Genomic DNA, 23,265 nt, shown 5'->3' with positions numbered 1-23,265 from the left:
CGGTAACAACAAGAAGGCGACCTGACATGATTCAGATGCAAACAAACCTCGACGTGGCGGATAATTCCGGCGCACGTCGTGTCATGTGCATCAAGGTGCTGGGCGGCTCGAAGCGCAAGTATGCTTCCGTTGGCGACATCATTGTCGTTTCGATCAAGGAAGCCATTCCGCGCGGCCGCGTTAAAAAGGGCGACGTGATGAAGGCGGTTGTTGTGCGTACCGCTAAAGACATCCGCCGCGCTGATGGCAGCGTCATCCGTTTCGATAACAACGCAGCTGTTCTTATCGATAACAAGAAAGAGCCGATCGGCACCCGTATCTTCGGACCGGTTCCACGCGAACTTCGCGCCAAGAACCACATGAAGATCATCTCGCTGGCTCCAGAAGTACTGTAAGGAGCGATAGCGATGCAGAAAATTCGTAAAGGCGACAAGGTTGTCGTATTGACCGGTAAGGACAAGGGCCGTACCGGCGAAGTAACACAGGTTTTGCCGAAAGAAGATCGGGCTTTTGTGAGTGGCGTCAATATGGTGAAACGTCACCAGCGCCAGACCCAGGGCCAGGAAGCCGGCATCATCAACAAGGAAGCTTCCTTGCACATTTCCAACCTCGCCATCGCCGATAAGGATGGCAAGCCAACTCGCGTTGGTTTCCAGGTTGTCGACGGCAAGAAGGTCCGTGTGGCCAAGCGTTCGGGAGAAGTGATCGATGGCTGAGTCCAAGTACGAGCCGCGTCTCAAGGCTGAATACGTTTCCCGTATTCGTGGCGCAATGCAGGAGAAGTTCTCCTACGCAAACGTTATGATGATCCCCAAGCTGGACAAGATTGTCATCAACATGGGCGTTGGTGAAGCAACCGCTGACTCCAAGAAGCCGACAGTCGCTGCTGGCGATCTGGCTGCTATTGCCGGTCAGAAGCCTGTCATCACCAAGGCTCGCAATTCCATCGCGGGCTTCAAGGTTCGCGAACACATGCCAATCGGCGCGAAGGTTACTCTTCGTGGCGCACGCATGTACGAATTCCTTGATCGTCTAGTCAACATCGCGCTTCCGCGCGTTCGCGACTTCCGGGGTCTGAACCCCAAGAGCTTTGACGGCCGTGGCAACTTCGCCATGGGCATCAAGGAGCACATTGTGTTCCCAGAGATCAACTACGATAAGGTTGATCAGATGTGGGGCATGGACATCATCGTTTGCACGACGGCGAACTCGGACGACGAAGCGCGGGCTCTTTTGACAGAGTTCAACTTCCCGTTCCGTCAGTAACCGTAACGACGAGCGTAGAAAAGGAACTCCGATATGGCGAAAACAAGCGCAGTTGAAAAGAACAAGCGCCGCCGCAAGACGGTTGCCTCCCAGGCTGGCAAGCGCGCCGCCCTGAAGGCAATTGTCATGAACCAGTCCCTTCCGATCGAAGAGCGGTTCCAGGCAACTCTGAAGCTCGCTTCGCTGCCGCGTGACGGCTCGAAGACGCGTATCCGCAACCGCTGCGAAGTAACGGGCCGTCCGCGCGCGTTCTATCGCAAACTTGGGATGTCGCGTATTGCGCTTCGCGAGTTGGGCAATTCCGGCAAGGTGCCGGGTATTGTCAAGTCGAGCTGGTAAGGAGACGGGCACATGACAATGACTGATCCGTTGGGTGATATGCTCACCCGAATCCGCAATGGTGCAGCCCGTCGCAAGTCTTCGGTCAACACACCAGCATCCAGCCTGCGTGCACGCGTTCTCGACGTGCTTCAGGCTGAAGGCTACATTCGCGGTTATTCGAAGGTTGATTTTGAGAACGGCAAGTCCGAACTCACCATCGAACTGAAATACTACGAAGGCGCGTCCGTGATCCGTGAGATCGGCCGCGTTTCCAAGCCGGGCCGCCGAGTTTATGTCTCGGTCAAGTCCATCCCGCAGGTCGCGAACGGCCTCGGCATCACCATCCTTTCGACTCCGAAGGGTGTGATGGCCGATCACCAGGCTCGCGAACAGAACGTTGGTGGCGAGGTTCTTTGCTCGGTCTTCTAAGACTGAGCAAGGATCTCCTTAACGGACAGACAGGATAGAAATATGTCTCGTATCGGTAAAAAGCCCGTTCAGGTTCCTGCAGGTGTGACGGCCAGTGTCGACGGCCAGAAGATTACTGCCAAGGGTCCTAAGGGTGAACTGTTCTTCGTCGCCAATGACGAAGTCCAGGTTAAACTGGAAGATAACGCGGTGTCCGTAACGCCGTCCAACGACAGCAAGGAAGCTCGTTCCAAGTGGGGCATGTCCCGCACGATGGTCGAGAACATCTTCAAGGGTGTCAAGGACGGTTACGAACGCAAGCTCGAAATCAACGGCGTTGGTTATCGTGCTGCCATGCAGGGCAAGAACCTGCAGCTGGCACTCGGTTTCAGCCACGACGTGGTTTACCAGACTCCGGAAGGCATCACGATTGCCGTTCCGAAGCCAACGGAAATCATCGTTTCGGGTATCAACAAGCAGCAGGTCGGTCAGGTTGCCGCGGAAATCCGCGAATACCGTGGTCCCGAGCCCTACAAGGGCAAAGGCGTCAAGTACGCTGAAGAACGGATCATCCGCAAAGAAGGCAAGAAGAAGTAAGGATCACGCGAAATGGCTAGCAGGAAAGAAGCACTTGCACGTCGCGCGAGCCGCGTGCGCCGCCAGATTAAGGCGGTTGCCAACGGTCGCCCGCGCCTGTCGGTTCATCGCTCGTCGAAGAACATCTACGTTCAGGTCATCGATGATGTGGCCGGCAAGACGCTTGCGTCCGCCTCCACACTCGACACGGATCTGCGCTCGTCTTTGAAGACAGGTGCAGACGTTGCAGCAGCTGCCGCAGTTGGCAAGCTCGTTGCTGAACGCGCCGGCAAGGCTGGCGTCAAGGATGTCGTATTCGATCGCGGCGCCTTCATTTACCACGGCCGCATTAAGGCTTTGGCTGAAGCTGCCCGCGAAGGCGGTCTGAACTTCTAAGACTTTTCCGCCCGGGCAATGTTCCGGGCGGATTTCACCGGACCATGCGGGTTTCAGCAATGAAGCCGATGGTCTTTTCGTTTGCCGTTCCACCCGTAAAAGAAAAAGGAAAAGGACAATGGCACAGGAAAAAAGAGGTTCTCGCGACGACCGCCAGAACCGCGAAGAGCGCGACAGCGAATTCGTTGACAAGCTGGTAGCGATCAACCGCGTTGCTAAAGTTGTTAAGGGCGGCCGTCGTTTCGGTTTTGCTGCACTCGTCGTTGTTGGCGACCAGAAGGGCCGCGTTGGCTTTGGTCACGGCAAGGCTCGTGAAGTGCCTGAAGCAATCCGCAAGGCAACGGAAAGCGCAAAGCGCGATCTGATCTTTGTACCGCTGCGCGATGGCCGCACGCTTCACCACGACGTCAATGGTCGTCATGGCGCTGGCAAGGTTCTTCTGCGCTCTGCAAAGGCCGGTACCGGTATTATCGCTGGTGGCCCGATGCGCGCTGTTTTCGAAACGCTCGGCGTTCATGACGTCGTTGCCAAGTCGACCGGTTCCTCGAACCCATACAACATGGTTCGTGCAACGTTCGACGCCTTGAAGCACCAGGTTCATCCGAAGGACGTCGCTGCACAGCGTGGTCTCAAGTATGCGACCCTTCAGTCTCGCCGCGCCGCTTCCGGCAACGCTGCTGAAGAATAAGGAGCAGTATCATGGCCAAGAAGACTACTGAAGCCAAGACGACTGTTACGGTCGAACAGATCGGCAGCCCCATTCGCCGCCCTGCGGTTCAGCGCCAGACGCTGATCGGCCTGGGTCTCAACAAGATGCACCGTCAGCGCACTCTGGAAGATACCCCAGCTGTTCGCGGCATGATCCGTGCTGTCCAGCATCTCGTTCGCGTCGTAGACGAGAAGTGAGACGGAGGAAGTCATCATGAAACTCAATGAAATTAAAGACAACGAAGGTTCTACCAAGGATCGTATCCGCGTAGGTCGCGGTATCGGTTCCGGTAAGGGCAAGACCGGTGGTCGCGGCGTCAAGGGTCAGAAGGCTCGTTCTGGCGTTGCAGTCAACGGCTTCGAAGGCGGCCAGATGCCAATCTACCGTCGTCTGCCAAAGCGTGGCTTCACCAACATCTTCGCATCTGAATATGCAGAAGTATCTATCGGCCGCGTTCAGGCTGCTATCGATGCCGGCAAGCTCGATGCCAAGACGACTGTTGATGCTGCTGCCCTCAAGGCTGCTGGCGTTATCCGCCGCCTGAAAGACGGCGTTCGCATTCTGGCTGACGGCGAGCTGACGACGAAGGTTTCCTTCGAAGTTGCCGGCGCTTCCAAGTCTGCCGTTGAAAAAATCGAGAAGTCTGGTGGTTCCATCAAGCTTCTTGCTGTTGCAGCCGAAGCCGCAGAGTAATATAAGACAACGAACGCCCGGTGTGTTTCACTCCGGGCGTTTGCGCTAGAAGTCGCATAAGCCTTTGAATCCTAATCGATTAAACAAAGATTATGCGGATACTCTCAAGCGATGCGCTCGTGTCGCGGGGAGAGCCTCACAGTTCGCAAGCGTTCAGCGGAATGCGAAACGGACGAACGAAAACAAGGGTGAGGCATGATTTCGGCGAAAAAGCCGTGATCCGTCCGAAGCCCGGTTTTTGAACCAGTATCTTTTAGACCTTTTCCGGAATTGCCGGTTTCCGTGCCGCTGGACAAGGGTCATGCGGAGAAATTTATGGCTTCAGCAGCGGAACAACTGGCCTCAAACCTGAATTTTTCGACCTTCGCGAAAGCTGAAGATCTGAAAAAGCGTCTTTGGTTTACCCTTGCCGCACTTCTCGTTTATCGCCTTGGCACGCATATTCCGCTTCCAGGTTTGAACCCGGAAGCTTTCGCACGCGCCTTCCAGGGGCAGGCCAACGGAATTCTCGGTCTCTTCAACATGTTTGCGGGCGGCGCCGTAGAGCGCATGGCGATCTTCGCGCTCGGCATCATGCCTTACATTTCCGCATCAATCATCGTGCAGCTCATGACCTCGGTCGTGCCGTCGCTCGAAGCCTTGAAAAAGGAAGGCGAAGCGGGCCGCAAGATCATCAACCAGTACACCCGTTACGGCACCGTGCTTCTCGGCACCCTGCAAGCCTATGGCATTGCAGCAGGTCTTGAAAGCGGGGCAGGGCTCGTGGTCGATCCTGGCTGGTTCTTCCGCGTGTCCACGGTCATCACGCTTCTCGGCGGTACGATGTTCCTGATGTGGCTCGGTGAGCAGATCACGTCGCGTGGTATCGGAAACGGTATTTCTCTGATCATCTTCGCCGGTATCGCAGCCGGCCTGCCGAAGGCGCTTGCAGGTACGCTAGAGCTTGGTCGTCAGGGCGCGATTTCGACACCACTGATTCTCACTGTTCTCCTTGTCGCCATCGGCGTTATCGCCCTGATCGTCTTTGTAGAGCGTGCACAGCGTCGTCTTCTGATCCAATATCCGAAGCGGCAAGTCGGCAACCGGATGTTCCAGGGCGATACGTCGCACCTTCCTTTGAAGCTGAACACGGCTGGCGTCATTCCTGCCATTTTCGCATCATCGCTGCTGCTGCTTCCTGCAACGGCCGCCGGCTTCACCAACAGCACCAACCTGCCGCCATGGGCAACGACCGTTATCGCGTCGCTCCAGCACGGCCAGCCGCTGTTTATGCTGCTTTATGGTCTTCTGATCGCCTTCTTCGCCTTCTTCTACACGGCGATCGTCTTCAATCCGAAGGACACCGCTGACAATCTGAAGAAGCATGGTGGCTTCATTCCTGGCATTCGTCCTGGCGAGCGCACGGCTGAATACATCGACTACGTCTTGACCAGAATCACCCTCGTCGGTGCGGTCTATCTCGTCTTCGTCTGTATTCTGCCTGAAACGCTGATTGCGCGGACGGGCATACCATTAGCCCTTGGTGGGACTTCGCTTTTGATCGTAGTCAGTGTAACTCTTGATACCGTGGCACAGATTCAGGGTCACCTGATCGCCCAGCAGTATGAGGGGCTGATCAAGAAATCGAAATTGCGTGGAGGAAAGAGGGGACGATGAGACTGATATTTTTGGGACCACCGGGTGCAGGCAAGGGCACTCAGGCAAAGCGCCTGACGGATAAGTATGGCATTCCACAACTGTCGACCGGCGATATGCTTCGTGCTGCCGTCAGCGATGGGTCTGAGATTGGCAAACGAGCCAAGGAAGTCATGGACGCGGGTGGTCTCGTATCTGACGACATCGTCAACCAGATCGTTTCCGAACGGATAGAGCATGCGGACTGTGCCAAGGGGTTCATCCTCGATGGTTACCCACGCACGGTTCCGCAAGCTAAGGTGCTGAGCGAAAACCTTCGTGCCAAAGGTCTCGACCTCGATGCTGTGATCGAGTTGAAGGTGGACGAGGACGCGCTGGTGCGCCGAATCGAAAACCGCGTGGCCGAAACGGTTGCGGCGGGTGGCACGGTCCGCTCCGATGATAATCCGGAATCGTTTCGTAAGCGCCTGTCGGAATATCGCGAGAAGACCGCGCCATTGTCCGAATACTATCAGGGGCAGGGCGAGCTTGTCGTGCTGGACGGTATGGCGCATGTCGACGTCGTCACGGCTGCAATCGAAGGTGTTCTTGAAAAAAGTGCCGACTCCGCAGCCTCAGTTGCGCGTAACTAAAGAATCTTAACGGGGCCGGTTGCTTTTTTGAACCGATTCCGTTACACCGCGCCAACTCGCGACAACCCAAGCGACTGGCGCGGATTTTCCTTTAGGGAAGGAAAGTCCGAGTTCGGTCGTTTTGACGTGTTACGAACAGGAATTTGAACTGGCGGCAAAATCGTGCCGCTCAAATGAAAGCACCACTTGCCGGATGGCAACTGGAACGCAAGGAGAATAGACGTGGCACGTATCGCTGGCGTCAACATCCCGACGGCTAAGCGCGTTGTTATCGCCTTGACCTATATTCACGGGATTGGTTCGAAATTCGCGCAAGAAATTGTGAACAAGGTCGGTATTCCGGCTGAAAAGCGCGTTCATCAGCTGACGGACGCAGAAGTCCTTCAGATCCGTGAAGCCATCGACCGCGATTACCGCGTCGAGGGTGATCTTCGTCGCGAAACCGCGATGAACATCAAGCGTCTGATGGATCTGGGTTGCTACCGTGGCCTTCGTCACCGTCGCGGCCTGCCAGTTCGCGGTCAGCGCACGCACACCAACGCTCGTACCCGCAAGGGTCCAGCGAAGGCGATTGCTGGTAAGAAGAAGTAATTTTCCGGTTTTCCGGAAAGGGAGGGCTGGTGCAAGCCGCACCAGCCTTTCTGAGTTTGGCGAGAGGCCTTGTTTAGGCTGATCGCCGGTGTAGCCGCTGGTGTTACGGCGGTGACGAGATCAACGAAAGGTATACCATGGCCAAGGAAGCCACTCGCGTTAAACGTCGCGAACGTAAAAATATCACATCGGGTGTTGCGCACGTCAACTCGACCTTCAACAACACGATGATCACCATCACCGACGCACAGGGCAATGCTATTGCCTGGTCGTCTGCTGGTGCAAAGGGTTTCAAGGGTTCGCGTAAGTCGACACCGTTTGCTGCCCAGATCGCTGCTGAAGATTGCGCCAAGAAGGCTCAGGAACATGGCATGAAGTCGCTTGAGGTAGAGGTTTGCGGTCCAGGTTCTGGCCGTGAGTCTGCACTTCGCGCTCTCCAGGCTGCCGGTTTCATGATCACCTCCATTCGCGATGTGACGCCGATCCCGCACAACGGTTGCCGCCCGCGCAAGAAGCGTCGCGTATAACGCGTTTCTGTTTGGGAATTCCGCCTCACCTTTGGTCTGGCGGAATTTTCGCGTAATCGACGTGTGGGTTGCCGGCTTGACCGGTCTTCCGACGCTTCAAACCATCCGATGAACCTTTTGGTTCCTCTCGGTAATCATGCTCGGTCCGCCACGATTGGATGGTGGCGGCGAACGGAAGGTTTAAAGATGATTCAAAAGAATTGGCAGGAACTGATCAAGCCGAACAAGGTCGAGTTCACGTCTTCCAGCCGCACCAAGGCAACCTTGGTTGCCGAGCCGCTGGAACGCGGTTTCGGTCTGACGCTCGGTAACGCGCTTCGCCGCGTTCTCTTGTCGTCTCTGCGTGGCGCCGCTGTCACAGCGGTTCAGATTGATGGTGTTCTGCACGAGTTCTCCTCCATTCCCGGCGTTCGGGAAGACGTGACGGACATCGTTCTGAACATCAAGGAAATCGCCATCAAGATGGATGGTGACGATTCCAAGCGCATGGTCGTGCGCAAGCAGGGTCCAGGTTCGGTAACAGCTGGTGATATCCAGACGGTTGGCGACATCGAAATCCTCAACCCCGACCACGTCATCTGCACGCTGGATGAAGGCGCTGAAATCCGCATGGAGTTCACCGTCAACAACGGCAAGGGCTACGTGCCTGCAGATCGAAACCGCGCTGAAGACGCTCCTATCGGTCTTATTCCGGTGGACAGCCTTTATTCTCCGGTCAAGAAAGTGTCCTACAAGGTGGAAAACACCCGTGAAGGTCAGGTTCTGGACTACGACAAGCTGATCATGACGATCGAGACCAACGGTTCGGTTTCCGGCGAAGACGCCGTTGCCTTTGCCGCTCGCATTCTTCAGGACCAGCTCGGCGTCTTCGTCAACTTCGACGAGCCGCAGAAGGAAGCAGAAGAAGAATCTGTGACCGAACTGGCATTCAACCCGGCGCTTCTCAAGAAGGTCGACGAGTTGGAACTGTCCGTTCGTTCGGCAAACTGCCTGAAGAACGACAACATCGTCTACATTGGCGATCTCATTCAGAAGACAGAAGCCGAAATGCTTCGCACGCCGAACTTTGGTCGCAAGTCGCTCAACGAAATCAAGGAAGTTCTCGCTTCCATGGGTCTGCACCTCGGCATGGAAGTGCCAGCATGGCCGCCAGAGAACATCGAAGATCTCGCTAAGCGTTACGAAGATCAGTATTAACAAATAAAAAGGCAGGCCCTTTAAAGACTGCCTTTCCCCGTCAAACAGCAGGCACATCGCCTGCATGTGCCAGGAAACGGCAGGCCCGGATAGGAACCTGCATAAAGGAGAATAGCAATGCGCCACGGAAATTCAGGCCGCAAGCTCAATAGAACCGCCAGCCACCGCAAGGCAATGTTTGCCAACATGGCTGCTTCGCTCATCACCCATGAGCAGATCGTTACAACTCTGCCAAAGGCGAAGGAAATCCGCCCGATCGTCGAACGTCTCGTGACGCTCGGCAAGCGCGGCGACCTGCACGCTCGTCGTCAGGCCCTTTCGCAGATCAAGGATCAGGACGCCGTCCGCAAGCTCTTCGACGCCATCGCTGAACGTTACGCAACCCGCAACGGCGGCTACCTGCGTATCATGAAAGCTGGCTATCGTCAGGGCGACAACGCAGCTCTGGCTGTTGTAGAATTCGTCGAGCGCGACGTAGACGCCAAGGGCAAGGCCGACAAGGCCCGCGTTGCTGCAGAGGCTGCTGAAGCAGAAGCTGCATAATATTTGTCCCTTACGGGGATGAAACAAAAAAGCCGGACGAGCGATCGTCCGGCTTTTTTTTGTTTGGGGGGAGAGAGGGGTGGGGTCGACGGCCAAGCGCATCTGCTCGCACTTTTTACAGGCGCCGATGGCTTTATTGGAGTGAGTCGTTTAAACGGCGGCTTTTTATGGATGAAAGAATGACCACTGAACCGGTATTGCGCCTAGCTTCAACGAACGAGCTGGCAGATCTTTCTGCAATTATGTCTGACTGCCTGCAGCATTACTTCGGGAGCAGCGAAGGCGGACACGAAGCGGCGTTGAGAACGTTGGAGTCGTCACCTAAATCCGTAGAGGCCGCTATAGCGTACATCGGCTCAACGCCTGCGGGGTTCGCTACTTTTGCAGTCGTTTATCCAGGGCCTGAAGGCCGCGGCACTCTCTACATGAAAGATCTTTTCGTCTCTGCAAATGCTCGGTCGCAAAACCTCGGTCGCAAATTGATGATGTATCTAGCGACAATAGCGGTCGAACGGAATTGTATCCGGTTTGATTGGACAGCAGAGACGAGCAATCTTAAAGCCTTGGCTTTCTATGATCGATTAGGAGCAAGTCGGGTCGAGGAAAAGGTCTATTTTAGACTGGAAGGTGATGCGCTCACAGACTTTCTTAGTGAACGGTAGCTTGCTTATCTCAGTGTTTCCGCTGAGACGACACCTGGAGCAAGTCGTGCAAAAAAAGAAACCAGACGCTTACCATCCACCGTCGAGTTTTCAGTCGAACTGCTCATCTTCATAGGGAAGGTTGTGCTCGACCCATTGATTGCGTGGAATGGAGGCACCCAACATGAATTCGAAGGCGACGACTTTCTTTCGATCGGACGTCAGCTGACATTTAAACCGAAGTGAATACCAATCATGCTCGCTATGGACCGCCGCTCCTTCAGCAACAAAATCGTTGCCTGACATCTTGGTGTCGGCCATGGCATAGGCCACGATTCGGTCAGGCTGAAGTTCCTTGTTCCATGCTCCGATCTGAGCCATTGCTTCCAGATTACAGAGCTGTTCGATCTGATCAGCTGGGGCAAGCTGTCTCAGCGCGTCTCTGGCTTGGCTGCTGCGGTGATCTGCAAGAACGTCTTCCGAGAGCATTTGTGAGGGTTTTACGAATGTCGGTTCGTTCTTTTGGCGTAATGCCTGGGGCGGCGCTACGGCCGGGCTTGTATCGGGTTTGCTTGGCGGAGAAATGATTGGTTGGGCAGGCGAGGGCAGGAGGTCATCTCTCGGTGCAGGCGGCTGTGCTGGCCTTTCTTGGGCATTAGGCAAAGGCGACGTGACGATTTCCACATTTATGGCGTCCTCTTGCACCGCAGAGTTTGGGGAAGGCGAGGGCATGAGGATTACAACGGTGCAGATAAAGCCATGGAGCAGGACGGAAAGAACAATACTCCATCTGTTGAACCTGCGCTCGACGTGTTCAGTTGCTCTCATTGCTGCCTATCAACTCACTCCGGCACGTAAATCCGGCTCTTGATATGCTTGAGGTGAGAGACGATGGAAAACGTCATGATGACCAGCAGGGACCATGAACTCCACTTGCCGATGTGAACGACCGACCATGCCCCCAGCTGGTTTGGATATTTCCAGATGCCGAAGAAGGTTGAGATGTTTTCTGCCAGCCAGACGAAAAAGCCGATCAGGATGAAGGAGAGCAGCAATGGCATTTTGCGCTCGCGATCATAGGGGCGATAGATGACGGTGGCGCGTGCATAAAGGCCAATGGCACAGGCGGCGATGTACCAGCGGTAATCGCCGATATAGTGGTGGGTGAAAAAGTTGAGATAGATGGCGATGCCCATCAGGGTTGCCATCCAGTAGGTCGGATGGTGTTTGATGCGCACATCCAGCAAACGCCATGCCTGAATGACGTAGCTTCCAACCGCTGCATACATGAAGCCGGAAAACAGCGGCACGCCCAGCACTTTGGTGTAGGCGAAGTCCGGGTAGGACCAGGACTGGATGCTGCCGGAAGTCTTGAAAACTTCAAGCACGAAGCCGACGACATGAAACAAGAGAATGGCTTTGGCTTCGTCCAGTGTTTCCAGCTTACTCCAGATCATGAAGGCCTGAATAGCGAGCGCGATGATCAACAGCACATCATAGCGCGGCAATCCGAGAATGCCGTCGCGCGGCACCAGAAAAATCGACACGAAAAACAGACCCGCAAAAAGGCAGGCGCGCGCTTCCTTGATGCCGAAATAGAGAAACTCGACGATGAAGCGCTTGGCGCCCTTCAATTCGCCCCATGGCTGCGCGTCGCATAAGAATGCATCGAGCGAGGACAGACGGCTTGCGGGGTAGGCGGTTTCAGTGCTCAAATCCGGCATCCTCTTGCGCGGGGAGATTGCATATAGTCATAACAACCGGAAATAAAGCAACATCATGATCGAGGATCGGCACGCCATTTATTCACGCCGCATTGGAATGCTGACAGCGGCCTGTGGCGTGATTCTGGTGGGATTGCTGTTGCGCCGCTACGGCTATGCGATCGGACTGCCATTTTTCGTGGTGAAATATGGCGGGTCTGTTCTGTGGGGATCAATGGTCTATTTGCTCGTGGCCAGTATCCTGCCAGCCAGAACTGTTCGCGGCGCGGTGATTGTGGCCTGTCTGGCGGCCGTTGCTGTGGAGCTGATACGCCTTTTCCATTTTCCAGCGCTGGATGCGTTTCGGGCAACACCGGCCGGAGCATTGCTGCTCGGGCGCGTGTTTTCGCTGTGGAATATCGCCTGCTATGTCGCGGGCATAGGAATGGCTGCGCTTATCGGGACGCGGGTCTGACAGACACAGCTGCTCTACGAGCCCGCTTTCGCGCCATGATCACCGGACGCACAGACCGGTAGCCGAGCAGGATGAGCATCACGCATATGTAGAAGACCGGCTCCAGCGTCAGCGACTTGCGCGCCAGCACGAAATGAAGAATGCCGGCGATCAGGATGAAATAGGAGAGTTTGTGCAACGTGTTCCAGCGCGAGCCGAGGCGGCGGATCGACCAGCGGTTGGAGGTAAGCGCGAGCGGAATAAGCATGACGAGGCCCGCCATGCCGAACATGATGTAGGGGCGTTTGAGAATGTCCGAGAGGATCGAACTGAAGATGAGGCCGCGGTCAAGCACTATGTAAACCGCAAAATGCGCCAGAACATAATAGAATGCGATCAGTCCCAGTGCCCGCCTGTAGGCAATGAGGTTGACGTTGAAAAGATCGCGCAGCGGCGTGACGACGAGGCCGAGACAGAGAAAGCGCAGCGCCCAGATGCCGAGAAGATGCTCGAATTCCTTGACGGGATTGAAGCCCAGCCCACCGGTGGCTGCCAGATAGAAGTACCAGACACCGGGAGACAGGCCAACGATATATAGAGCCCAGATGGCCGCTGGCTGATAGCGCTTGGGCAGCGATGGAAGCGAAAGCGCAAACGCCATGGTCAGTAATTCGCCTTCAAATCCATGCCGGTATAGAGGCTCGCGACCTCTTCGTAGCCATTATACATCAGCGTCGGCCGTCTCTGTGTGCTGAAGAAACCGCCTTCGCCGATGCGCTGTTCGGTGGCCTGGCTCCAGCGCGGGTGGTCCACCTTCGGATTGACGTTGGAATAAAAGCCGTATTCGCGGGCATTCGAATTCTTCCACGTCGTTTCCGGCTGTTTCTCGACGAGGGATATGCGGACAATGGACTTGATGCCCTTGAAGCCATATTTCCAGGGAACGACGAGCCGGATGGGCGCGCCGTTCTGGTTGGGTAGCGTTTCGCCATATAGGCCGACGGCGAGAATTGTCAGAGGGTGACGGGCTTCATCCAGACGCAGTCCCTCGACATAGGGCCAGTCCAGCGGCTGGAACATGCCGCTCTGGCCCGGCATTTCTTCAGGGCGAACCACGGTCTCGAAAGAAACGAATTTAGCGCTGCCCAACGGCTCGACCTTGTCTAACAGGGCCGAAAGCGAAAAGCCGATCCACGGAATGGCCATCGACCAGCCCTCGACGCAGCGCATGCGATAGGTGCGCTCTTCCAGCGGATATTTCAGCAGGTCCTCGATGCCGAATTCCTGCGGCTTGCTGACGAGCCCATCCACTTTCACAGTCCAAGGCGTCGGCTTGAAGCTTCCGGCATTTTCCTTGGGGTCGGATTTGCCCGTGCCGAATTCATAGAAATTGTTGTAGCTCGTCACAGCGTCGAGCGGTGTCAGCTTTTCATCAAGCTTGTAAGCGCCGGGCTTGGCGGTAAGGGGTGCTGCAACGGCATCATGTCCGGTCAGACCGATTGCCGCCATGCCTGCCGCCGCTCCAAGGAAATGGCGTCGCGACAGATAGACGTCACGCGGCGTGACGTCAGAAAACGGAATGCGGGGCGGATGATAAACGGACATGAAGACCTCCTGCGGGCCAGATCGGAAGAACAGCTATTCAATACCCATTACGTGAGGATTGGCAGAAAAGTTTTCCGTAACGAGAAAAAATATCGTCATCATCTGGCGCTCGCCCCGCGGCGGATTTGCGACGAAAATCCGCGACGTCTAAAATACTGCGTATTGCGCGGTAAAATCTGCGAGAGCGAGAGGCGCACCGACGAGAGCACGCCTCCCACAAATCCATATCACAGGATCAGGCGGAACTTTGCAAAGCCTTCGGCGCCATCACCGGCTTCTTCGATCTTGGCGCCCTTCACATCCTTGGCGTATTGCCGTGCCTTGGGGCCGGTTTCAAAAACCGCCGTGGTGTTGGCTACGGGTGCAAACGACCAGTTGTCGTCTGCCGATGGATTGATCGTCCCCTGCGCGATGATGTAGCGCACGATGACATCGCGGTTGGTATCGGGTCCGACGAAGATGATCTTGTCGGACGCGATGCCGGGAAATTTGCCGCCGCCGCCCGCGCGGTAATTGTTGGTCACCACCACGAATTTCTGTTGCGGATCGATGGGCTTGCCATCGAACTGAAGATTGACGATGCGGTTGCTCTGCGGATTGATCGCCTTGCCGTCCTTGTCGAACTTCGGTGGCTTGGAAACGTCGATCTGGTAGGTCACGCCGTCGATGACATCGTAATTGTAGGACGGAAAGTCTGGGTTCAGCAGCGGTGCGTCTTTCGCACCGGCTTCCACCGTTTTGAACATGCCCGCCGACATTTCCAGCCAGTCCTTGACCTGCGCACCCGTGATCAGCACGGCCTGCACCGTGTTGGGGTAGAGATAGAGGTCCGCGACGTTCTTGATCGCGATGTCACCGGTCGGGACATCGGTGTAGTAATCCGCACCACCACGGCCGCCAGCCTTGAAGGGGGCTGCCGCAGATAGCACCGGCAGGTTCTTGTATTGACCTTCCTTTAGCATGTCCTTGATGTACCAGGTCTGCGCGTTGGATACGATCTGTACGGATGGATCATCGGCCACCAACGCAAAGTAGGAATAGAGCGGCGCAGATGTCTTGCCCACGGGACGGCGGACATAAGCCAGCGTCGCTTCGTGATCCGTCTTGACGGCGGCGATCACCTCCGGCTTGTCCTTTACGTCGGCCACGATCTTGCGGTTGTCGTCGCGGTGATAGATCGGGCGTGCTTCGCTGGTGAAGTCCACGATCTTCCAGCTCTTGCCGTCCTTTTCCAGCAGCAAATCGATGAGGCCCATGTGAGAGCCCCAGAAACCGCCCATGACCGCAGGCTTGCCCATCAGTGTGCCCTTGACCGGATCAGCACCCTCGATGCCATCCCAAGTCTTGGGGCCGGGGAAGACGAGATGCTGGTGGCCGGTGAACACGGCATCGATGTCCTTGACGCCCGCCAGATAGAGCGAAGCGTTTTCCATGCGGTCGCTCTGGCCTGTGCCGTCGATACCGGAGTGGGACAGCGCGATGATGATATCGGCACCCTGTTCCTTCATAACGGGAACCCAAGCCTTGGCTGCATCGACGATATCGCGGGTCTGCGCCTTGCCTTCCAAGTTTTTGGCATCCCACATCATGATCTGTGGTGGCACGAAGCCGATAATGCCGACCTTGACCGGGCTTGTCGCGCCGGAGCCATCCTTGATCTGTTTCTCAAGGATTACATAGGGTTTGAAGAACAGATCGTCATGCTTCGGATCGGAGGCAAGCTGACCCTTCGTCAGGTTGGCACAGACATAGGGAAAGCCCGCGCCGCCCAGCGTGTTGAACATGAAGTCGAGCCCGTAATTGAACTCGTGGTTGCCAAGCGTGCCGCAATCATAGCCCAGCACGTTCATGGCATTGATGACCGGATGCTTGTCCCCAGCCTTCATGCCCCGCTCGTAAGCAATATAGTCGCCCAGCGGGTTGCCTTGAAGGAAGTCGCCATTATCGACCAGCATGGAGTTGCCGGCTTCCGCACGGATGCTGTCGATGATGGAGGCGGTGCGCGCCAGACCCAAGGTGTCGTTCGGCTTGTCGGCGTAATAGTCGTAAGGGAAGACGTGGACGTGAATGTCGGTCGTTTCCATGATGCGCAGATGCGCCTGATTGGCCTGCGCGCGCGCCGCGAACGGATGCAGCATGACAAGTGCCGAGGATGCGGCGATGCCGCCCAGCAGGGAACGTCGCGTGATGGGATGAAGGCCGATAAGCGAAGACATGGAAACTCCTCGATGATGTCATGGCTGCCAGGGATGAGGCAGCGTAAAACGAATTCCAGAGGAGTCCATCATCAAAATGACAGGCATATGACTTGTCCCGGATTTTAAACCGTCCGGTAAAATAATCTTATCCAGCCAAAGTCGGTTTCACCTCCTCATGGAAAAAGCGGAAGTAGGAGGACAGCTGTGCCAGCGTGTTGGTGGACAGCTGCAATTGCAGGCCAAGGCGGTTCGTGTGTTGCCATTGCACAGTGCCCTCGATGAAGCCGAGATCGTCGCTTCGCACGGTCACGCGGCTTCCTTTGGCCGCGGCAAACGGTCCTTCCAGTTCAAGTGCCATGCCGGTAGCCGAAAGATCGACCACGCGGCCCTCTACCGTCTGATTGAAATATTGAAGCGTTCCATAAATGCGTGTTTTGCTTCGGCTTGCGCCGCGATTTTTCATGCTAAGATTGGCGGTCATGGTGTCAGCCCCCTTTTCCATCGTGTCAAAATCGCACGGAAGATTTGATGGCCGTTTAGAATATTCGGTAAAATTACGTGGAATGACGTTTCATGCCCGGTCGATACGGCATTGGTAGCAATTGTTGCGGGCGGAACGCACATGCACATAGGCGATGTCATCGCTTGCCAGCAGCTCTTTCGCTCGCGCTATGATTTTGTCTGTCGCGGTCACCGCGCCGGTGCCATAGACGATTCGGTCGGCATGGCTGTATCCGCGTACGATATAATCAGGGCTTTCGAGCATGGGCGGCAATATCTCTTGCGCGGTGTAGCCGCCGCATGGTTCGGCGTGAATGAAGATCGGACCTGTCTCGGCGAAGGGTTGCAGATTTGGAAAAGGCCGATACGCCAACAAAAGCGCGGCTTCTCCGTCCTTTATCTGCCCAAGGCAGACTCGGCAGGGCAAGCTTCCCGATGCGATGGAGCGCTCCGGTTTCTGGCCGTTGGCATCCAATGCGCCGTGGCGAATGGCGTCTGCCTCATCGGCATGTATGGCGGTGAAAATGATCGTGGTCATAGCGGCTCCTTTGCGTTGCTTGTTTGTCGCTATGCTCTTCAAACATGCGTGTATCCACCCGTTTCTTGCGTCCAAAGGCAACCACCCCATTGCTTGTGCCGTTGAGTGTGGCAATCAATCGAACATCCTCTTTTTGGAAAGTTCATGCCCATGCCGCGCAGGTTGATGACCGCATCTCTGGTCACCGTGTTTTCGTTTCTTTCACCTGCAGCCCACGCACAAACGGCGCCAGCCCTGGACGATCTTTCTGACGAGCAATTGCAGCAGACCGTCAATTTTGTCATCGGAAATGCGATTTTCAGCCTGTATCACGAGGCGTCGCGCATGCTGATTTCAGACTTGTCCCTGCCGGATGCAGACGCGGGAAAAGACGCCGCCGATCAACTGGCCGCAACCATCATGCTTGAGGCCAATGAGGAGTGGCTGGACACGGCCATCGTCAACGCCACCGACAGCTGGTATCTCGCCCGCGCGTCGCAGGCTTTGCCGGAGCACAATGCGCCTTTATATTCTGCGCTTGTCCCCAACACGACGCGTGACCGGCAGATGGCGTGCCTGATGGTGGGCAAGGATGCTGGCGGTTATGGCGATCTGGCCGATATGATGGGGCTTCCCAAAGACGAGTGGAAAGCCTGCGAGGCAGCTTACCCACAAACCGTCGCACGCTGGAACGAAGCACTGAAGCCCTATGTAGCCAAGGCCGGGACGACGACGTTCGTGGCCCGCTATGAGCCTGCCCATGACCCGTTTCTGGATATCTACGCGACCATTGTGAAGGAATCGAAGATTCTCGATCTCATCGCCCGCAGCTTCAATGGTTATACGCTCAAAGGCGAGGTCAAGCTGACGGCGCGCACGTGTGGACGTCCCGATGTCTATTGGTCAGCGGAAAAGCGTGAGATCACCTACTGCTACGAGATGGCCAAATTCCATGGCGAGTTGATCGCCGCGCATCTGTCCGCCGGTGGCAGCGAGAAGGAAAGCAGCCCGGCTCAGGAAATCCCGACGGCTGTAAATTTAGGACAGGAGCTTTAAACCTTTAGCCATCGCGGCAAAGGCATCATCCTGGCAGCAGCGACGGTACAGTCCTCATCCTTAAGTGCTCGGCAGTGGCCTCGCAGGACAAGAATTGCGAGGCACAGCACAGACGGATACTTCGAGGCTTTGCCCGATGGGCAAAGCACCTCAGCATGAGGGGGGGCGCGTGCGGGAAGCGCTTACCCGCGCCGTGAAATTTCCAGATACTCGCTGTCGGTCAGCGGCTCGACCCATGTTTCATAGGTGCTGACGGGCGAAAAGCCCATCATCTGGTAAAGCTGAAGCGCACGTGGGTGGTCGAGCGTGTTGGTGGAGACGGTGATCTTTTTCGGATTGTCCTGCCAGGCCGAATAAAGCGCCTGAAGCAAAAACCATTTGCCGACGCCAGCACCGATCGCCTCTTCCATCAGGCCGAAATAGGACAGCTCTGTCACGTCGGGATCGATCTTATGAAGCTCGAAGAAACCGGCGGGCGCACCGTTCAGGTAAAGCACGGTAACGGAATTGTCGGGATCGCGCAGCGTGGCGGAGAGCTCGGCATCGCTCATGCGCATACGCTGATGCCAATGCCAACGCTTGCCAACGCGCCAGTAGAGATAGCGGTAAAAGTGTAGAGGAATATCCGTCGTGCGCATGATCGCGGTCTGAATATTGACCGGCACCGGCAGGCTGACCTTAGGTGCAGACGTCATTTCCAATTGCGTGACATGCGCCTTGATCGGCCCTTGCGGTTTTTCCTCGATGGGTTCGGCTGGGCCGGTGACGATAGCAGTGTCTTGCCTGCTGCCCCACTCAGACCACGAGCCGTCGTAAAGCGAATTGTCGGTATGCCCGAGCGATTCCAGCGCAAGGGTGATGACAGCCGCCGTGACACCCGAACCGCAGCTGGTGACGACCGGCTGCGAGAGGTCGATACCCGCATCCGATATCATTTTGCGGATGGTCGGCAAGTCCTTGAAATGACCGTTTTCGGAAAAAGCGGTGGCGGGCAGGTTGCGCGCACCGGGCATATGGCCAGACCGCATTCCGGCACGCGGCTCGGCTTCCTCGCCGGTGAAACGTCCTGCACCACGGGCATCGGCAATCTGCTGCTCTCCGCTGTCAACGATGGAGCGCATTGCTGAAAAGGACGTGACGCGTTTGGGTTTGAAATGTACCTCGAAGGTCGCAGGTTCTACTTCCGTCACACCCGTTTCAAGAGGCTTGCCCGCAGCCTTCCAGCCGTCCAAACCGCCATCCAGAACATAGACCTTGTCGGCGCCCATCACACGCAGCATCCACCAGACGCGCGGTGCGGAGAAGAAACCCGGACCGTCATAGACAACGATCGTATCGCTTTCGCCGATGCCGAGTTCGCCGACCTGTTCGGCAAAGGATTGGGGCGAGGGCAGCGAGTGGGGCAGGCCGGTGTCGTGATCGGCGATTTTATCCTGATCGAAAAATACAGCGCCGGGAATGTGGCCGGCTGCATACTCCTCTTTGCCGTTGCGCTTGTGCGCGGGCAGATACCAGGAGGCATCGACCAAACGAAAATGCGGGGTTCCAAGCTGCTGCTCGACCCAATCCGCCGAAACGACGAAACGGCTTTTGTCCGTGCTCACTCTATTTCTCCCAGAAATCAGGCGGATGCGCCGGGCTTGCCGAAACGAATTCGGAAGCGGCGGTTTTCCTTACCCTTCTTTTCAATCTTGGCGATGTGGATGTCGCCGACTTCTTGCGTCTTGGCCACATGAGTGCCTCCGCAAGGCTGGCTGTCAACCGCAGAGTTCTCACCGATGCAGACAACGCTGACGCGACCTAGACCCAGCGGTGGGCGGACATTCTTGGATTTGACGATATCGGGATTGGCGGCCAGTTCCTCATCGGTGATCCATTTGAGGAACACAGGATGGTTCTCGTCCACCAGCGCCATCAGCTTGGCCGTGACCTCTTCCTTGTCGATGGTCTCGGACATGTCGAAATCAACGCGCGATTCCTCCTCACCAACGGCTGCACCCGTAATCGGCCACGGGCAGACGACGGAGAGAAGATGGCAGGCGGTATGCATGCGCATGAGCTTGTAGCGACGCGGCCAATCGATATGCAGCGTCAGCTTCTCACCAATGTCCGGAGATGCCTGTCCCTCAGTCGGGACATGGATGATGATGCTTTTATCCGCGCCATGTTTTGTCGGCCCCAGCACGATCTTGCTGCCATCTGCTCTTTCGAGATGGCCTGTATCGCCCGGTTGCCCGCCTGATGTGGCATAAAAGCAGGTCTGATCCAGCTCTATGCCACCATCTTCGAGAACCGCCGTCACCACTGCTCCGCAGGTGGAAAGATAGAAGTCGTCGCGAAACAGGGCATTCACAGGCATATGGGCATTGACCTCAAGCAGTTTCGTACGGAACCGAAATCTGCGTTTTTTCCGTCAGCCATGCTGGAACGGGAAGACCCTTGGACCGCAGGAAATCCGGGTTGAAAAGTTTCGACTGATAGCGGTTGCCGTAGTCGCAAAGAATGGTAACGATTGTATGCCCCGGACCGAGGTCACGGGCAAGTCGAATTGCACCGGCGATGTTAATTCCGCTCGAACCGCCAAGGCACAGGCCTTCCTTCGCCACGAGGTCGAACACCACTGGAAGTGCTTCGGCGTCCGAAATGCGGTAGGAGAAATCAGGTTCGAAACCTTCCAGATTGGCGGTGATGCGTCCCTGACCGATGCCCTCGGTGACGGAGGAGCCTTCGGATTTCAGCACGCCGTTGTGGTAGAATTCATAGAGGGCCGCACCTTCCGGGTCGGCCAGACCGATCTTGATATCGGGATTGAAATCCCGAAGACCGTCAGCCACGCCAGCCAAGGTGCCGCCGGAACCCACGGCGCAGATGAAGCCATCGACCTTGCCGTCGGTCTGGTCCCAGATTTCCGGTGCCGTCGTTTCGATATGCGCCTGACGGTTTGCGATGTTGTCGAACTGGTTTGCCCAGATCGCGCCATTCGGGTCTGTCGCAGCCAGCTGCTTTGCCAGTCTGCCGGACACCTTCACATAATTGTTCGGGTTGGAGTAGGGCGCGGCCGGCACCTCGACAAGCTGCGCACCCAAAAGCTTCAGCGCGTCTTTCTTTTCCTGGCTTTGTGTTTCAGGGATAACGATGACGGTCTTGTACCCCAGCGCATTGGCGACCAGCGAAAGACCAATACCTGTGTTACCCGCCGTTCCCTCGACAATGGTGCCGCCGGGACGCAACTGGCCGCGCCGTTCCGCATCGCGGATGATGTAAAGAGCGGCGCGATCCTTGACCGACTGACCGGGGTTCATGAACTCGGCCTTGCCGAGAATCTCGCACCCTGTCGCCTCTGACACGGCGTTCAGACGGATGAGCGGCGTGTTGCCGATTGCGGTCAGCACCGAGCTATGGATTGTCATGATCGAACCTTTTCGTAGGGTCAGCGAATGAGATGCCGCTTTCTCCTTGTCTACATGCCTTGTGACAAGAAAATATCTTCCGGTGAAGGGTGATGAGGCGCAAAATCTTGCCCATGGCCGATTTTATTCGCCTTTCTTAAGATCGGAGTAAGCCGCCAGCGCGCGTTGTCTTGCCTCGCTGTGATCGACGATTGGTTTGGGATATGTCTCGCCCAGTTCGATGCCTGCCTTTTGCAACATGTCTTTCGGCGCATCAAAAGGCTTGTGAACGAATTTCTTATCAAGCTTCGAAAGCTCGGGCACGAATGTTTTGACATACTCACCGTCGGGGTCAAACTTTTCACCCTGAAGGATTGGATTGAAGATACGGAAAAACGGTGAGGCATCGGCACCGGACCCTGCCACCCATTGCCAATTACCTGGGTTGGAGGCCGGGTCGGCATCGACCAGCGTATCGCGAAACCACTTCTCGCCCTTCCGCCAATCGATCAGCAGATGCTTGATAAGGAAGGACGCCGTAATCATCCTAACGCGATTGTGCATGACGCCATGGCGCCACAGCTGGCGCATGCCTGCGTCCACGATGGGGTAGCCCGTCATGCCTTTGGTCCAAGCCTTGAACTCGGCGTCATCGGTTTTCCACTCGAACGCATCGAAATTCGGATTCCAGTTTTTCTCATCGAGTTCGGGAAAATGAAAAAGCAGGTGATAGCAAAAGTCCCGCCAGACGATCTCCTTGCGAAAGCGGCTGAGATCGTTGGACGCGATGGTGCGAGAAAGCCCGCGCGTGGCGTTCCAAACCTGAGCAGGCGAAATTTCCCCCATGGCTAAATGTGGCGATAGCATGGAGGTGGCGGGCTGTGCAGGAAAGTCGCGACCTTCCTCGTATCCCTTCAATGCGGAGTCAATAAACGTCTCCAGATTTTCTGACGCACCTGCTTCTCCGGGCGTCCAGATGTCTGAAAATTCCTTGGCCCAATCCGGCTTGGAGGGCAGCAAATGCCAGTTTTTCAATTCTTCGGATTTTGGCCAGCGGGCAGGGCGCGGCAGTTTGGTCAGAGGTGCCAGGGGTTCGGCGGGCTCTTCCCCGCCCTCGATGGCGCGCCAGAAAGGAGTGTAAACCCGATAGGGACCACCGGATTTCGTCTTGAGTTTAGACGGTTCGTGCAGCAGATGACCTGCAAAACTCTCGACGACGACGCCGTTATCGCGAAACTTTTGCTTCAACCGCGTATCTGTCTCGATGCCATCGGGGTCATAGCGTCGGTTCCAGAAAATCGCCTCTGCCCCAGTGTCGTCAATGAGCGATTGGAGCACGGTTTCAGTGCTTCCGGACATCAAAATCAGCTTGCTACCAACACTCTCGAGAGCTGTGGAAAGTGCCGCTAATGAGTGGTGCAGCCACCATGCCTGAGCGCTTCCTAAGGCACCTTGCGAATCACTCTTGTCGTCGTGAATGTAAACGGGAATGACCGGTCCACCATGGTCTGCCGCCGCACTCAGCGCACGGTTGTCGGAAAGACGCAAGTCCTTGCGAAAAAACACTATAACGGGATTTTTTTGTTCGGTCATGTGCCCCTCGGTTCACGTCTGACTCAATGTTTATTGAAGAGCATTGTTCCGTCAGGGGGCGTATAGTAAAGCCCTAAAATCACATCGTTTTCAGGCGATAAAATTTATACCTTG

30 protein-coding genes are annotated in these 23,265 nt (G+C 56.1%); 19 read left to right on the top strand and 11 right to left on the bottom strand.

The features are described 5' to 3' along the window. Nucleotides 1-26 precede the first annotated feature (26 nt). From rplN to RRU01S_RS13290, 17 genes are all read left to right on the top strand, one after another. Nucleotides 27-395: a 50S ribosomal protein L14 gene (gene rplN / locus RRU01S_RS13370; protein ID WP_003495199.1), complete on the top strand. Its 369-nt coding sequence runs from the start codon at nucleotides 27-29 to the stop codon at nucleotides 393-395. A gap of 12 nt (nucleotides 396-407) precedes the next feature. Next, entirely contained in the window at nucleotides 408-716 is a 309-nt protein-coding gene (gene rplX / locus RRU01S_RS13365; protein WP_045230770.1) for a 50S ribosomal protein L24, read from the top strand. Then, on the top strand, nucleotides 709-1,266 hold the full coding sequence (gene rplE, locus RRU01S_RS13360) for a 50S ribosomal protein L5 (RefSeq protein ID WP_045230769.1): 558 nt from the start codon (nucleotides 709-711) through the stop codon (nucleotides 1,264-1,266). Before rplX ends, rplE begins: the two co-directional genes overlap by 8 nt. A gap of 33 nt (nucleotides 1,267-1,299) precedes the next feature. Continuing rightward, nucleotides 1,300-1,605 carry a 30S ribosomal protein S14 gene (rpsN, locus tag RRU01S_RS13355; RefSeq protein WP_042618523.1) on the top strand — a complete coding sequence of 102 codons (306 nt, stop codon included), beginning with the start codon at nucleotides 1,300-1,302 and terminating at the stop codon, nucleotides 1,603-1,605. Between the two features lie 12 nt (nucleotides 1,606-1,617). Beyond that, the gene (gene rpsH, locus RRU01S_RS13350; protein ID WP_042618522.1) at nucleotides 1,618-2,016 is read left to right on the top strand and encodes a 30S ribosomal protein S8; all 399 of its coding nucleotides are present in this window, start codon (nucleotides 1,618-1,620) and stop codon (nucleotides 2,014-2,016) included. A 42-nt stretch (nucleotides 2,017-2,058) separates the two neighbouring features. Then, nucleotides 2,059-2,592 (top strand): 50S ribosomal protein L6, encoded by a 534-nt coding sequence (gene rplF / locus RRU01S_RS13345; RefSeq protein WP_045230768.1) that lies wholly within the window; start codon nucleotides 2,059-2,061, stop codon nucleotides 2,590-2,592. Nucleotides 2,593-2,604: 12 nt separating this feature from the next. Further along, complete coding sequence (gene rplR, locus RRU01S_RS13340; protein ID WP_045230767.1) at nucleotides 2,605-2,967, top strand: 50S ribosomal protein L18; 363 nt, start codon at nucleotides 2,605-2,607, stop codon at nucleotides 2,965-2,967. Between the two features lie 118 nt (nucleotides 2,968-3,085). After that, nucleotides 3,086-3,655, top strand: coding sequence for a 30S ribosomal protein S5 (gene rpsE, locus RRU01S_RS13335; RefSeq protein ID WP_045230766.1), 570 nt, complete (start codon nucleotides 3,086-3,088; stop codon nucleotides 3,653-3,655). Between the two features lie 11 nt (nucleotides 3,656-3,666). Then, nucleotides 3,667-3,873 (top strand): 50S ribosomal protein L30, encoded by a 207-nt coding sequence (gene rpmD / locus RRU01S_RS13330; protein ID WP_045230765.1) that lies wholly within the window; start codon nucleotides 3,667-3,669, stop codon nucleotides 3,871-3,873. 16 nt (nucleotides 3,874-3,889) lie between these two features. After that, on the top strand, nucleotides 3,890-4,369 hold the full coding sequence (rplO, locus tag RRU01S_RS13325) for a 50S ribosomal protein L15 (RefSeq protein WP_045230764.1): 480 nt from the start codon (nucleotides 3,890-3,892) through the stop codon (nucleotides 4,367-4,369). Nucleotides 4,370-4,684: 315 nt separating this feature from the next. Further along, complete coding sequence (secY, locus tag RRU01S_RS13320; RefSeq protein WP_045230795.1) at nucleotides 4,685-6,025, top strand: preprotein translocase subunit SecY; 1,341 nt, start codon at nucleotides 4,685-4,687, stop codon at nucleotides 6,023-6,025. Then, nucleotides 6,022-6,636, top strand: coding sequence for an adenylate kinase (locus RRU01S_RS13315; RefSeq protein ID WP_045230763.1), 615 nt, complete (start codon nucleotides 6,022-6,024; stop codon nucleotides 6,634-6,636). Before secY ends, RRU01S_RS13315 begins: the two co-directional genes overlap by 4 nt. 222 nt (nucleotides 6,637-6,858) lie before the next feature. Then, the gene (gene rpsM, locus RRU01S_RS13310; protein ID WP_045230762.1) at nucleotides 6,859-7,227 is read left to right on the top strand and encodes a 30S ribosomal protein S13; all 369 of its coding nucleotides are present in this window, start codon (nucleotides 6,859-6,861) and stop codon (nucleotides 7,225-7,227) included. A 137-nt stretch (nucleotides 7,228-7,364) separates the two neighbouring features. Then, nucleotides 7,365-7,754 carry a 30S ribosomal protein S11 gene (gene rpsK / locus RRU01S_RS13305; RefSeq protein ID WP_045230761.1) on the top strand — a complete coding sequence of 130 codons (390 nt, stop codon included), beginning with the start codon at nucleotides 7,365-7,367 and terminating at the stop codon, nucleotides 7,752-7,754. A gap of 186 nt (nucleotides 7,755-7,940) precedes the next feature. Beyond that, complete coding sequence (locus RRU01S_RS13300) at nucleotides 7,941-8,951, top strand: DNA-directed RNA polymerase subunit alpha (protein WP_045230760.1); 1,011 nt, start codon at nucleotides 7,941-7,943, stop codon at nucleotides 8,949-8,951. A gap of 117 nt (nucleotides 8,952-9,068) precedes the next feature. Beyond that, a complete protein-coding gene (gene rplQ, locus RRU01S_RS13295) occupies nucleotides 9,069-9,494 on the top strand; it encodes a 50S ribosomal protein L17 (protein WP_045230759.1) in 426 nt (141 codons plus the stop codon). A gap of 179 nt (nucleotides 9,495-9,673) precedes the next feature. Continuing rightward, nucleotides 9,674-10,156: a GNAT family N-acetyltransferase gene (locus RRU01S_RS13290; protein ID WP_045230794.1), complete on the top strand. Its 483-nt coding sequence runs from the start codon at nucleotides 9,674-9,676 to the stop codon at nucleotides 10,154-10,156. Between the two features lie 90 nt (nucleotides 10,157-10,246). Here RRU01S_RS13290 and RRU01S_RS13285 read toward each other — a convergent pair whose 3' ends face one another. Both RRU01S_RS13285 and RRU01S_RS13280 read right to left on the bottom strand, forming a co-directional pair. Further along, nucleotides 10,247-10,819: a DUF930 domain-containing protein gene (locus RRU01S_RS13285; protein WP_244446086.1), complete on the bottom strand. Its 573-nt coding sequence runs from the start codon at nucleotides 10,817-10,819 to the stop codon at nucleotides 10,247-10,249. Nucleotides 10,820-10,977: 158 nt separating this feature from the next. Further along, nucleotides 10,978-11,859, bottom strand: a complete 882-nt coding sequence (locus tag RRU01S_RS13280) for a DUF817 domain-containing protein (protein WP_412674270.1) — start codon at nucleotides 11,857-11,859, stop codon at nucleotides 10,978-10,980. 55 nt (nucleotides 11,860-11,914) lie between these two features. Here RRU01S_RS13280 and RRU01S_RS13275 point away from each other — a divergent pair, with 55 nt between their 5' ends. Then, on the top strand, nucleotides 11,915-12,313 hold the full coding sequence (locus RRU01S_RS13275; RefSeq protein ID WP_081880070.1) for a ribosomal maturation YjgA family protein: 399 nt from the start codon (nucleotides 11,915-11,917) through the stop codon (nucleotides 12,311-12,313). On the opposite strand, the gene msrQ is transcribed toward RRU01S_RS13275, so the two are convergent. The 5 genes from msrQ to RRU01S_RS13250 form a co-directional block, all read right to left on the bottom strand. Further along, nucleotides 12,294-12,953: a protein-methionine-sulfoxide reductase heme-binding subunit MsrQ gene (gene msrQ / locus RRU01S_RS13270; protein WP_045230757.1), complete on the bottom strand. Its 660-nt coding sequence runs from the start codon at nucleotides 12,951-12,953 to the stop codon at nucleotides 12,294-12,296. The two genes, RRU01S_RS13275 and msrQ, sit on opposite strands and share 20 nt — an antisense overlap. A 2-nt stretch (nucleotides 12,954-12,955) precedes the next feature. Then, a complete protein-coding gene (gene msrP, locus RRU01S_RS13265; protein WP_045230756.1) occupies nucleotides 12,956-13,897 on the bottom strand; it encodes a protein-methionine-sulfoxide reductase catalytic subunit MsrP in 942 nt (313 codons plus the stop codon). A gap of 227 nt (nucleotides 13,898-14,124) precedes the next feature. Next, a complete protein-coding gene (locus RRU01S_RS13260) occupies nucleotides 14,125-16,113 on the bottom strand; it encodes a bifunctional 2',3'-cyclic-nucleotide 2'-phosphodiesterase/3'-nucleotidase (RefSeq protein ID WP_045230755.1) in 1,989 nt (662 codons plus the stop codon). 127 nt (nucleotides 16,114-16,240) lie between these two features. Continuing rightward, nucleotides 16,241-16,576 (bottom strand): PilZ domain-containing protein, encoded by a 336-nt coding sequence (locus tag RRU01S_RS13255; RefSeq protein WP_045230791.1) that lies wholly within the window; start codon nucleotides 16,574-16,576, stop codon nucleotides 16,241-16,243. 90 nt (nucleotides 16,577-16,666) lie between these two features. Continuing rightward, nucleotides 16,667-17,134 (bottom strand): DUF1203 domain-containing protein, encoded by a 468-nt coding sequence (locus RRU01S_RS13250; RefSeq protein ID WP_045230790.1) that lies wholly within the window; start codon nucleotides 17,132-17,134, stop codon nucleotides 16,667-16,669. 150 nt (nucleotides 17,135-17,284) lie between these two features. Between RRU01S_RS13250 and RRU01S_RS13245 the strand changes: the two genes are divergently transcribed. Beyond that, on the top strand, nucleotides 17,285-18,169 hold the full coding sequence (locus RRU01S_RS13245) for a DUF4344 domain-containing metallopeptidase (protein ID WP_045230754.1): 885 nt from the start codon (nucleotides 17,285-17,287) through the stop codon (nucleotides 18,167-18,169). 182 nt (nucleotides 18,170-18,351) lie between these two features. On the opposite strand, the gene sseA is transcribed toward RRU01S_RS13245, so the two are convergent. The 4 genes from sseA to RRU01S_RS13225 all read right to left on the bottom strand — a co-directional run bounded on the left by sseA (nucleotide 18,352) and on the right by RRU01S_RS13225 (nucleotide 23,151). Further along, nucleotides 18,352-19,773, bottom strand: coding sequence for a 3-mercaptopyruvate sulfurtransferase (gene sseA, locus RRU01S_RS26755; protein WP_045230753.1), 1,422 nt, complete (start codon nucleotides 19,771-19,773; stop codon nucleotides 18,352-18,354). A 17-nt stretch (nucleotides 19,774-19,790) separates the two neighbouring features. After that, nucleotides 19,791-20,528, bottom strand: coding sequence for an alanyl-tRNA editing protein (locus RRU01S_RS13235; RefSeq protein WP_045230752.1), 738 nt, complete (start codon nucleotides 20,526-20,528; stop codon nucleotides 19,791-19,793). Between the two features lie 13 nt (nucleotides 20,529-20,541). After that, nucleotides 20,542-21,579, bottom strand: coding sequence for a cysteine synthase A (locus RRU01S_RS13230; protein ID WP_045230751.1), 1,038 nt, complete (start codon nucleotides 21,577-21,579; stop codon nucleotides 20,542-20,544). A 123-nt stretch (nucleotides 21,580-21,702) separates the two neighbouring features. After that, nucleotides 21,703-23,151, bottom strand: a complete 1,449-nt coding sequence (locus RRU01S_RS13225; protein ID WP_045230750.1) for a cryptochrome/photolyase family protein — start codon at nucleotides 23,149-23,151, stop codon at nucleotides 21,703-21,705. Nucleotides 23,152-23,265 lie beyond the last annotated feature (114 nt).

The sequence above is a fragment of the Agrobacterium rubi TR3 = NBRC 13261 genome (assembly GCF_000739935.1).
GTDB lineage: Bacteria > Pseudomonadota > Alphaproteobacteria > Rhizobiales > Rhizobiaceae > Agrobacterium > Agrobacterium rubi.
The sequence above is the reverse complement of the archived record's forward strand: the minus strand, read 5'-3'. Positions and strand labels throughout refer to the sequence as shown.

Bases quoted from the DNA above. Each gene is read 5' to 3' on its own strand.
- rplN (WP_003495199.1), top strand. From the start codon at position 27: ATGATTCAGATGCAAACAAACCTCGACGTGGCGGATAATTCCGGCGCA.
- rplX (WP_045230770.1), top strand. From the start codon at position 408: ATGCAGAAAATTCGTAAAGGCGACAAGGTTGTCGTATTGACCGGTAAG.
- rplE (WP_045230769.1), top strand. From the start codon at position 709: ATGGCTGAGTCCAAGTACGAGCCGCGTCTCAAGGCTGAATACGTTTCC.
- rpsN (WP_042618523.1), top strand. From the start codon at position 1,300: ATGGCGAAAACAAGCGCAGTTGAAAAGAACAAGCGCCGCCGCAAGACG.
- rpsH (WP_042618522.1), top strand. From the start codon at position 1,618: ATGACAATGACTGATCCGTTGGGTGATATGCTCACCCGAATCCGCAAT.
- rplF (WP_045230768.1), top strand. From the start codon at position 2,059: ATGTCTCGTATCGGTAAAAAGCCCGTTCAGGTTCCTGCAGGTGTGACG.
- rplR (WP_045230767.1), top strand. From the start codon at position 2,605: ATGGCTAGCAGGAAAGAAGCACTTGCACGTCGCGCGAGCCGCGTGCGC.
- rpsE (WP_045230766.1), top strand. From the start codon at position 3,086: ATGGCACAGGAAAAAAGAGGTTCTCGCGACGACCGCCAGAACCGCGAA.
- rpmD (WP_045230765.1), top strand. From the start codon at position 3,667: ATGGCCAAGAAGACTACTGAAGCCAAGACGACTGTTACGGTCGAACAG.
- rplO (WP_045230764.1), top strand. From the start codon at position 3,890: ATGAAACTCAATGAAATTAAAGACAACGAAGGTTCTACCAAGGATCGT.
- secY (WP_045230795.1), top strand. From the start codon at position 4,685: ATGGCTTCAGCAGCGGAACAACTGGCCTCAAACCTGAATTTTTCGACC.
- RRU01S_RS13315 (WP_045230763.1), top strand. From the start codon at position 6,022: ATGAGACTGATATTTTTGGGACCACCGGGTGCAGGCAAGGGCACTCAG.
- rpsK (WP_045230761.1), top strand. From the start codon at position 7,365: ATGGCCAAGGAAGCCACTCGCGTTAAACGTCGCGAACGTAAAAATATC.
- RRU01S_RS13300 (WP_045230760.1), top strand. From the start codon at position 7,941: ATGATTCAAAAGAATTGGCAGGAACTGATCAAGCCGAACAAGGTCGAG.
- rplQ (WP_045230759.1), top strand. From the start codon at position 9,069: ATGCGCCACGGAAATTCAGGCCGCAAGCTCAATAGAACCGCCAGCCAC.
- RRU01S_RS13290 (WP_045230794.1), top strand. From the start codon at position 9,674: ATGACCACTGAACCGGTATTGCGCCTAGCTTCAACGAACGAGCTGGCA.
- RRU01S_RS13280 (WP_412674270.1), bottom strand. From the start codon at position 11,859: ATGCCGGATTTGAGCACTGAAACCGCCTACCCCGCAAGCCGTCTGTCC.
- RRU01S_RS13275 (WP_081880070.1), top strand. From the start codon at position 11,915: ATGATCGAGGATCGGCACGCCATTTATTCACGCCGCATTGGAATGCTG.
- msrQ (WP_045230757.1), bottom strand. From the start codon at position 12,953: ATGGCGTTTGCGCTTTCGCTTCCATCGCTGCCCAAGCGCTATCAGCCA.
- msrP (WP_045230756.1), bottom strand. From the start codon at position 13,897: ATGTCCGTTTATCATCCGCCCCGCATTCCGTTTTCTGACGTCACGCCG.
- RRU01S_RS13260 (WP_045230755.1), bottom strand. From the start codon at position 16,113: ATGTCTTCGCTTATCGGCCTTCATCCCATCACGCGACGTTCCCTGCTG.
- RRU01S_RS13255 (WP_045230791.1), bottom strand. From the start codon at position 16,576: ATGACCGCCAATCTTAGCATGAAAAATCGCGGCGCAAGCCGAAGCAAA.
- RRU01S_RS13250 (WP_045230790.1), bottom strand. From the start codon at position 17,134: ATGACCACGATCATTTTCACCGCCATACATGCCGATGAGGCAGACGCC.
- RRU01S_RS13245 (WP_045230754.1), top strand. From the start codon at position 17,285: ATGCCGCGCAGGTTGATGACCGCATCTCTGGTCACCGTGTTTTCGTTT.
- RRU01S_RS13235 (WP_045230752.1), bottom strand. From the start codon at position 20,528: ATGCCTGTGAATGCCCTGTTTCGCGACGACTTCTATCTTTCCACCTGC.
- RRU01S_RS13230 (WP_045230751.1), bottom strand. From the start codon at position 21,579: ATGACAATCCATAGCTCGGTGCTGACCGCAATCGGCAACACGCCGCTC.
- RRU01S_RS13225 (WP_045230750.1), bottom strand. From the start codon at position 23,151: ATGACCGAACAAAAAAATCCCGTTATAGTGTTTTTTCGCAAGGACTTG.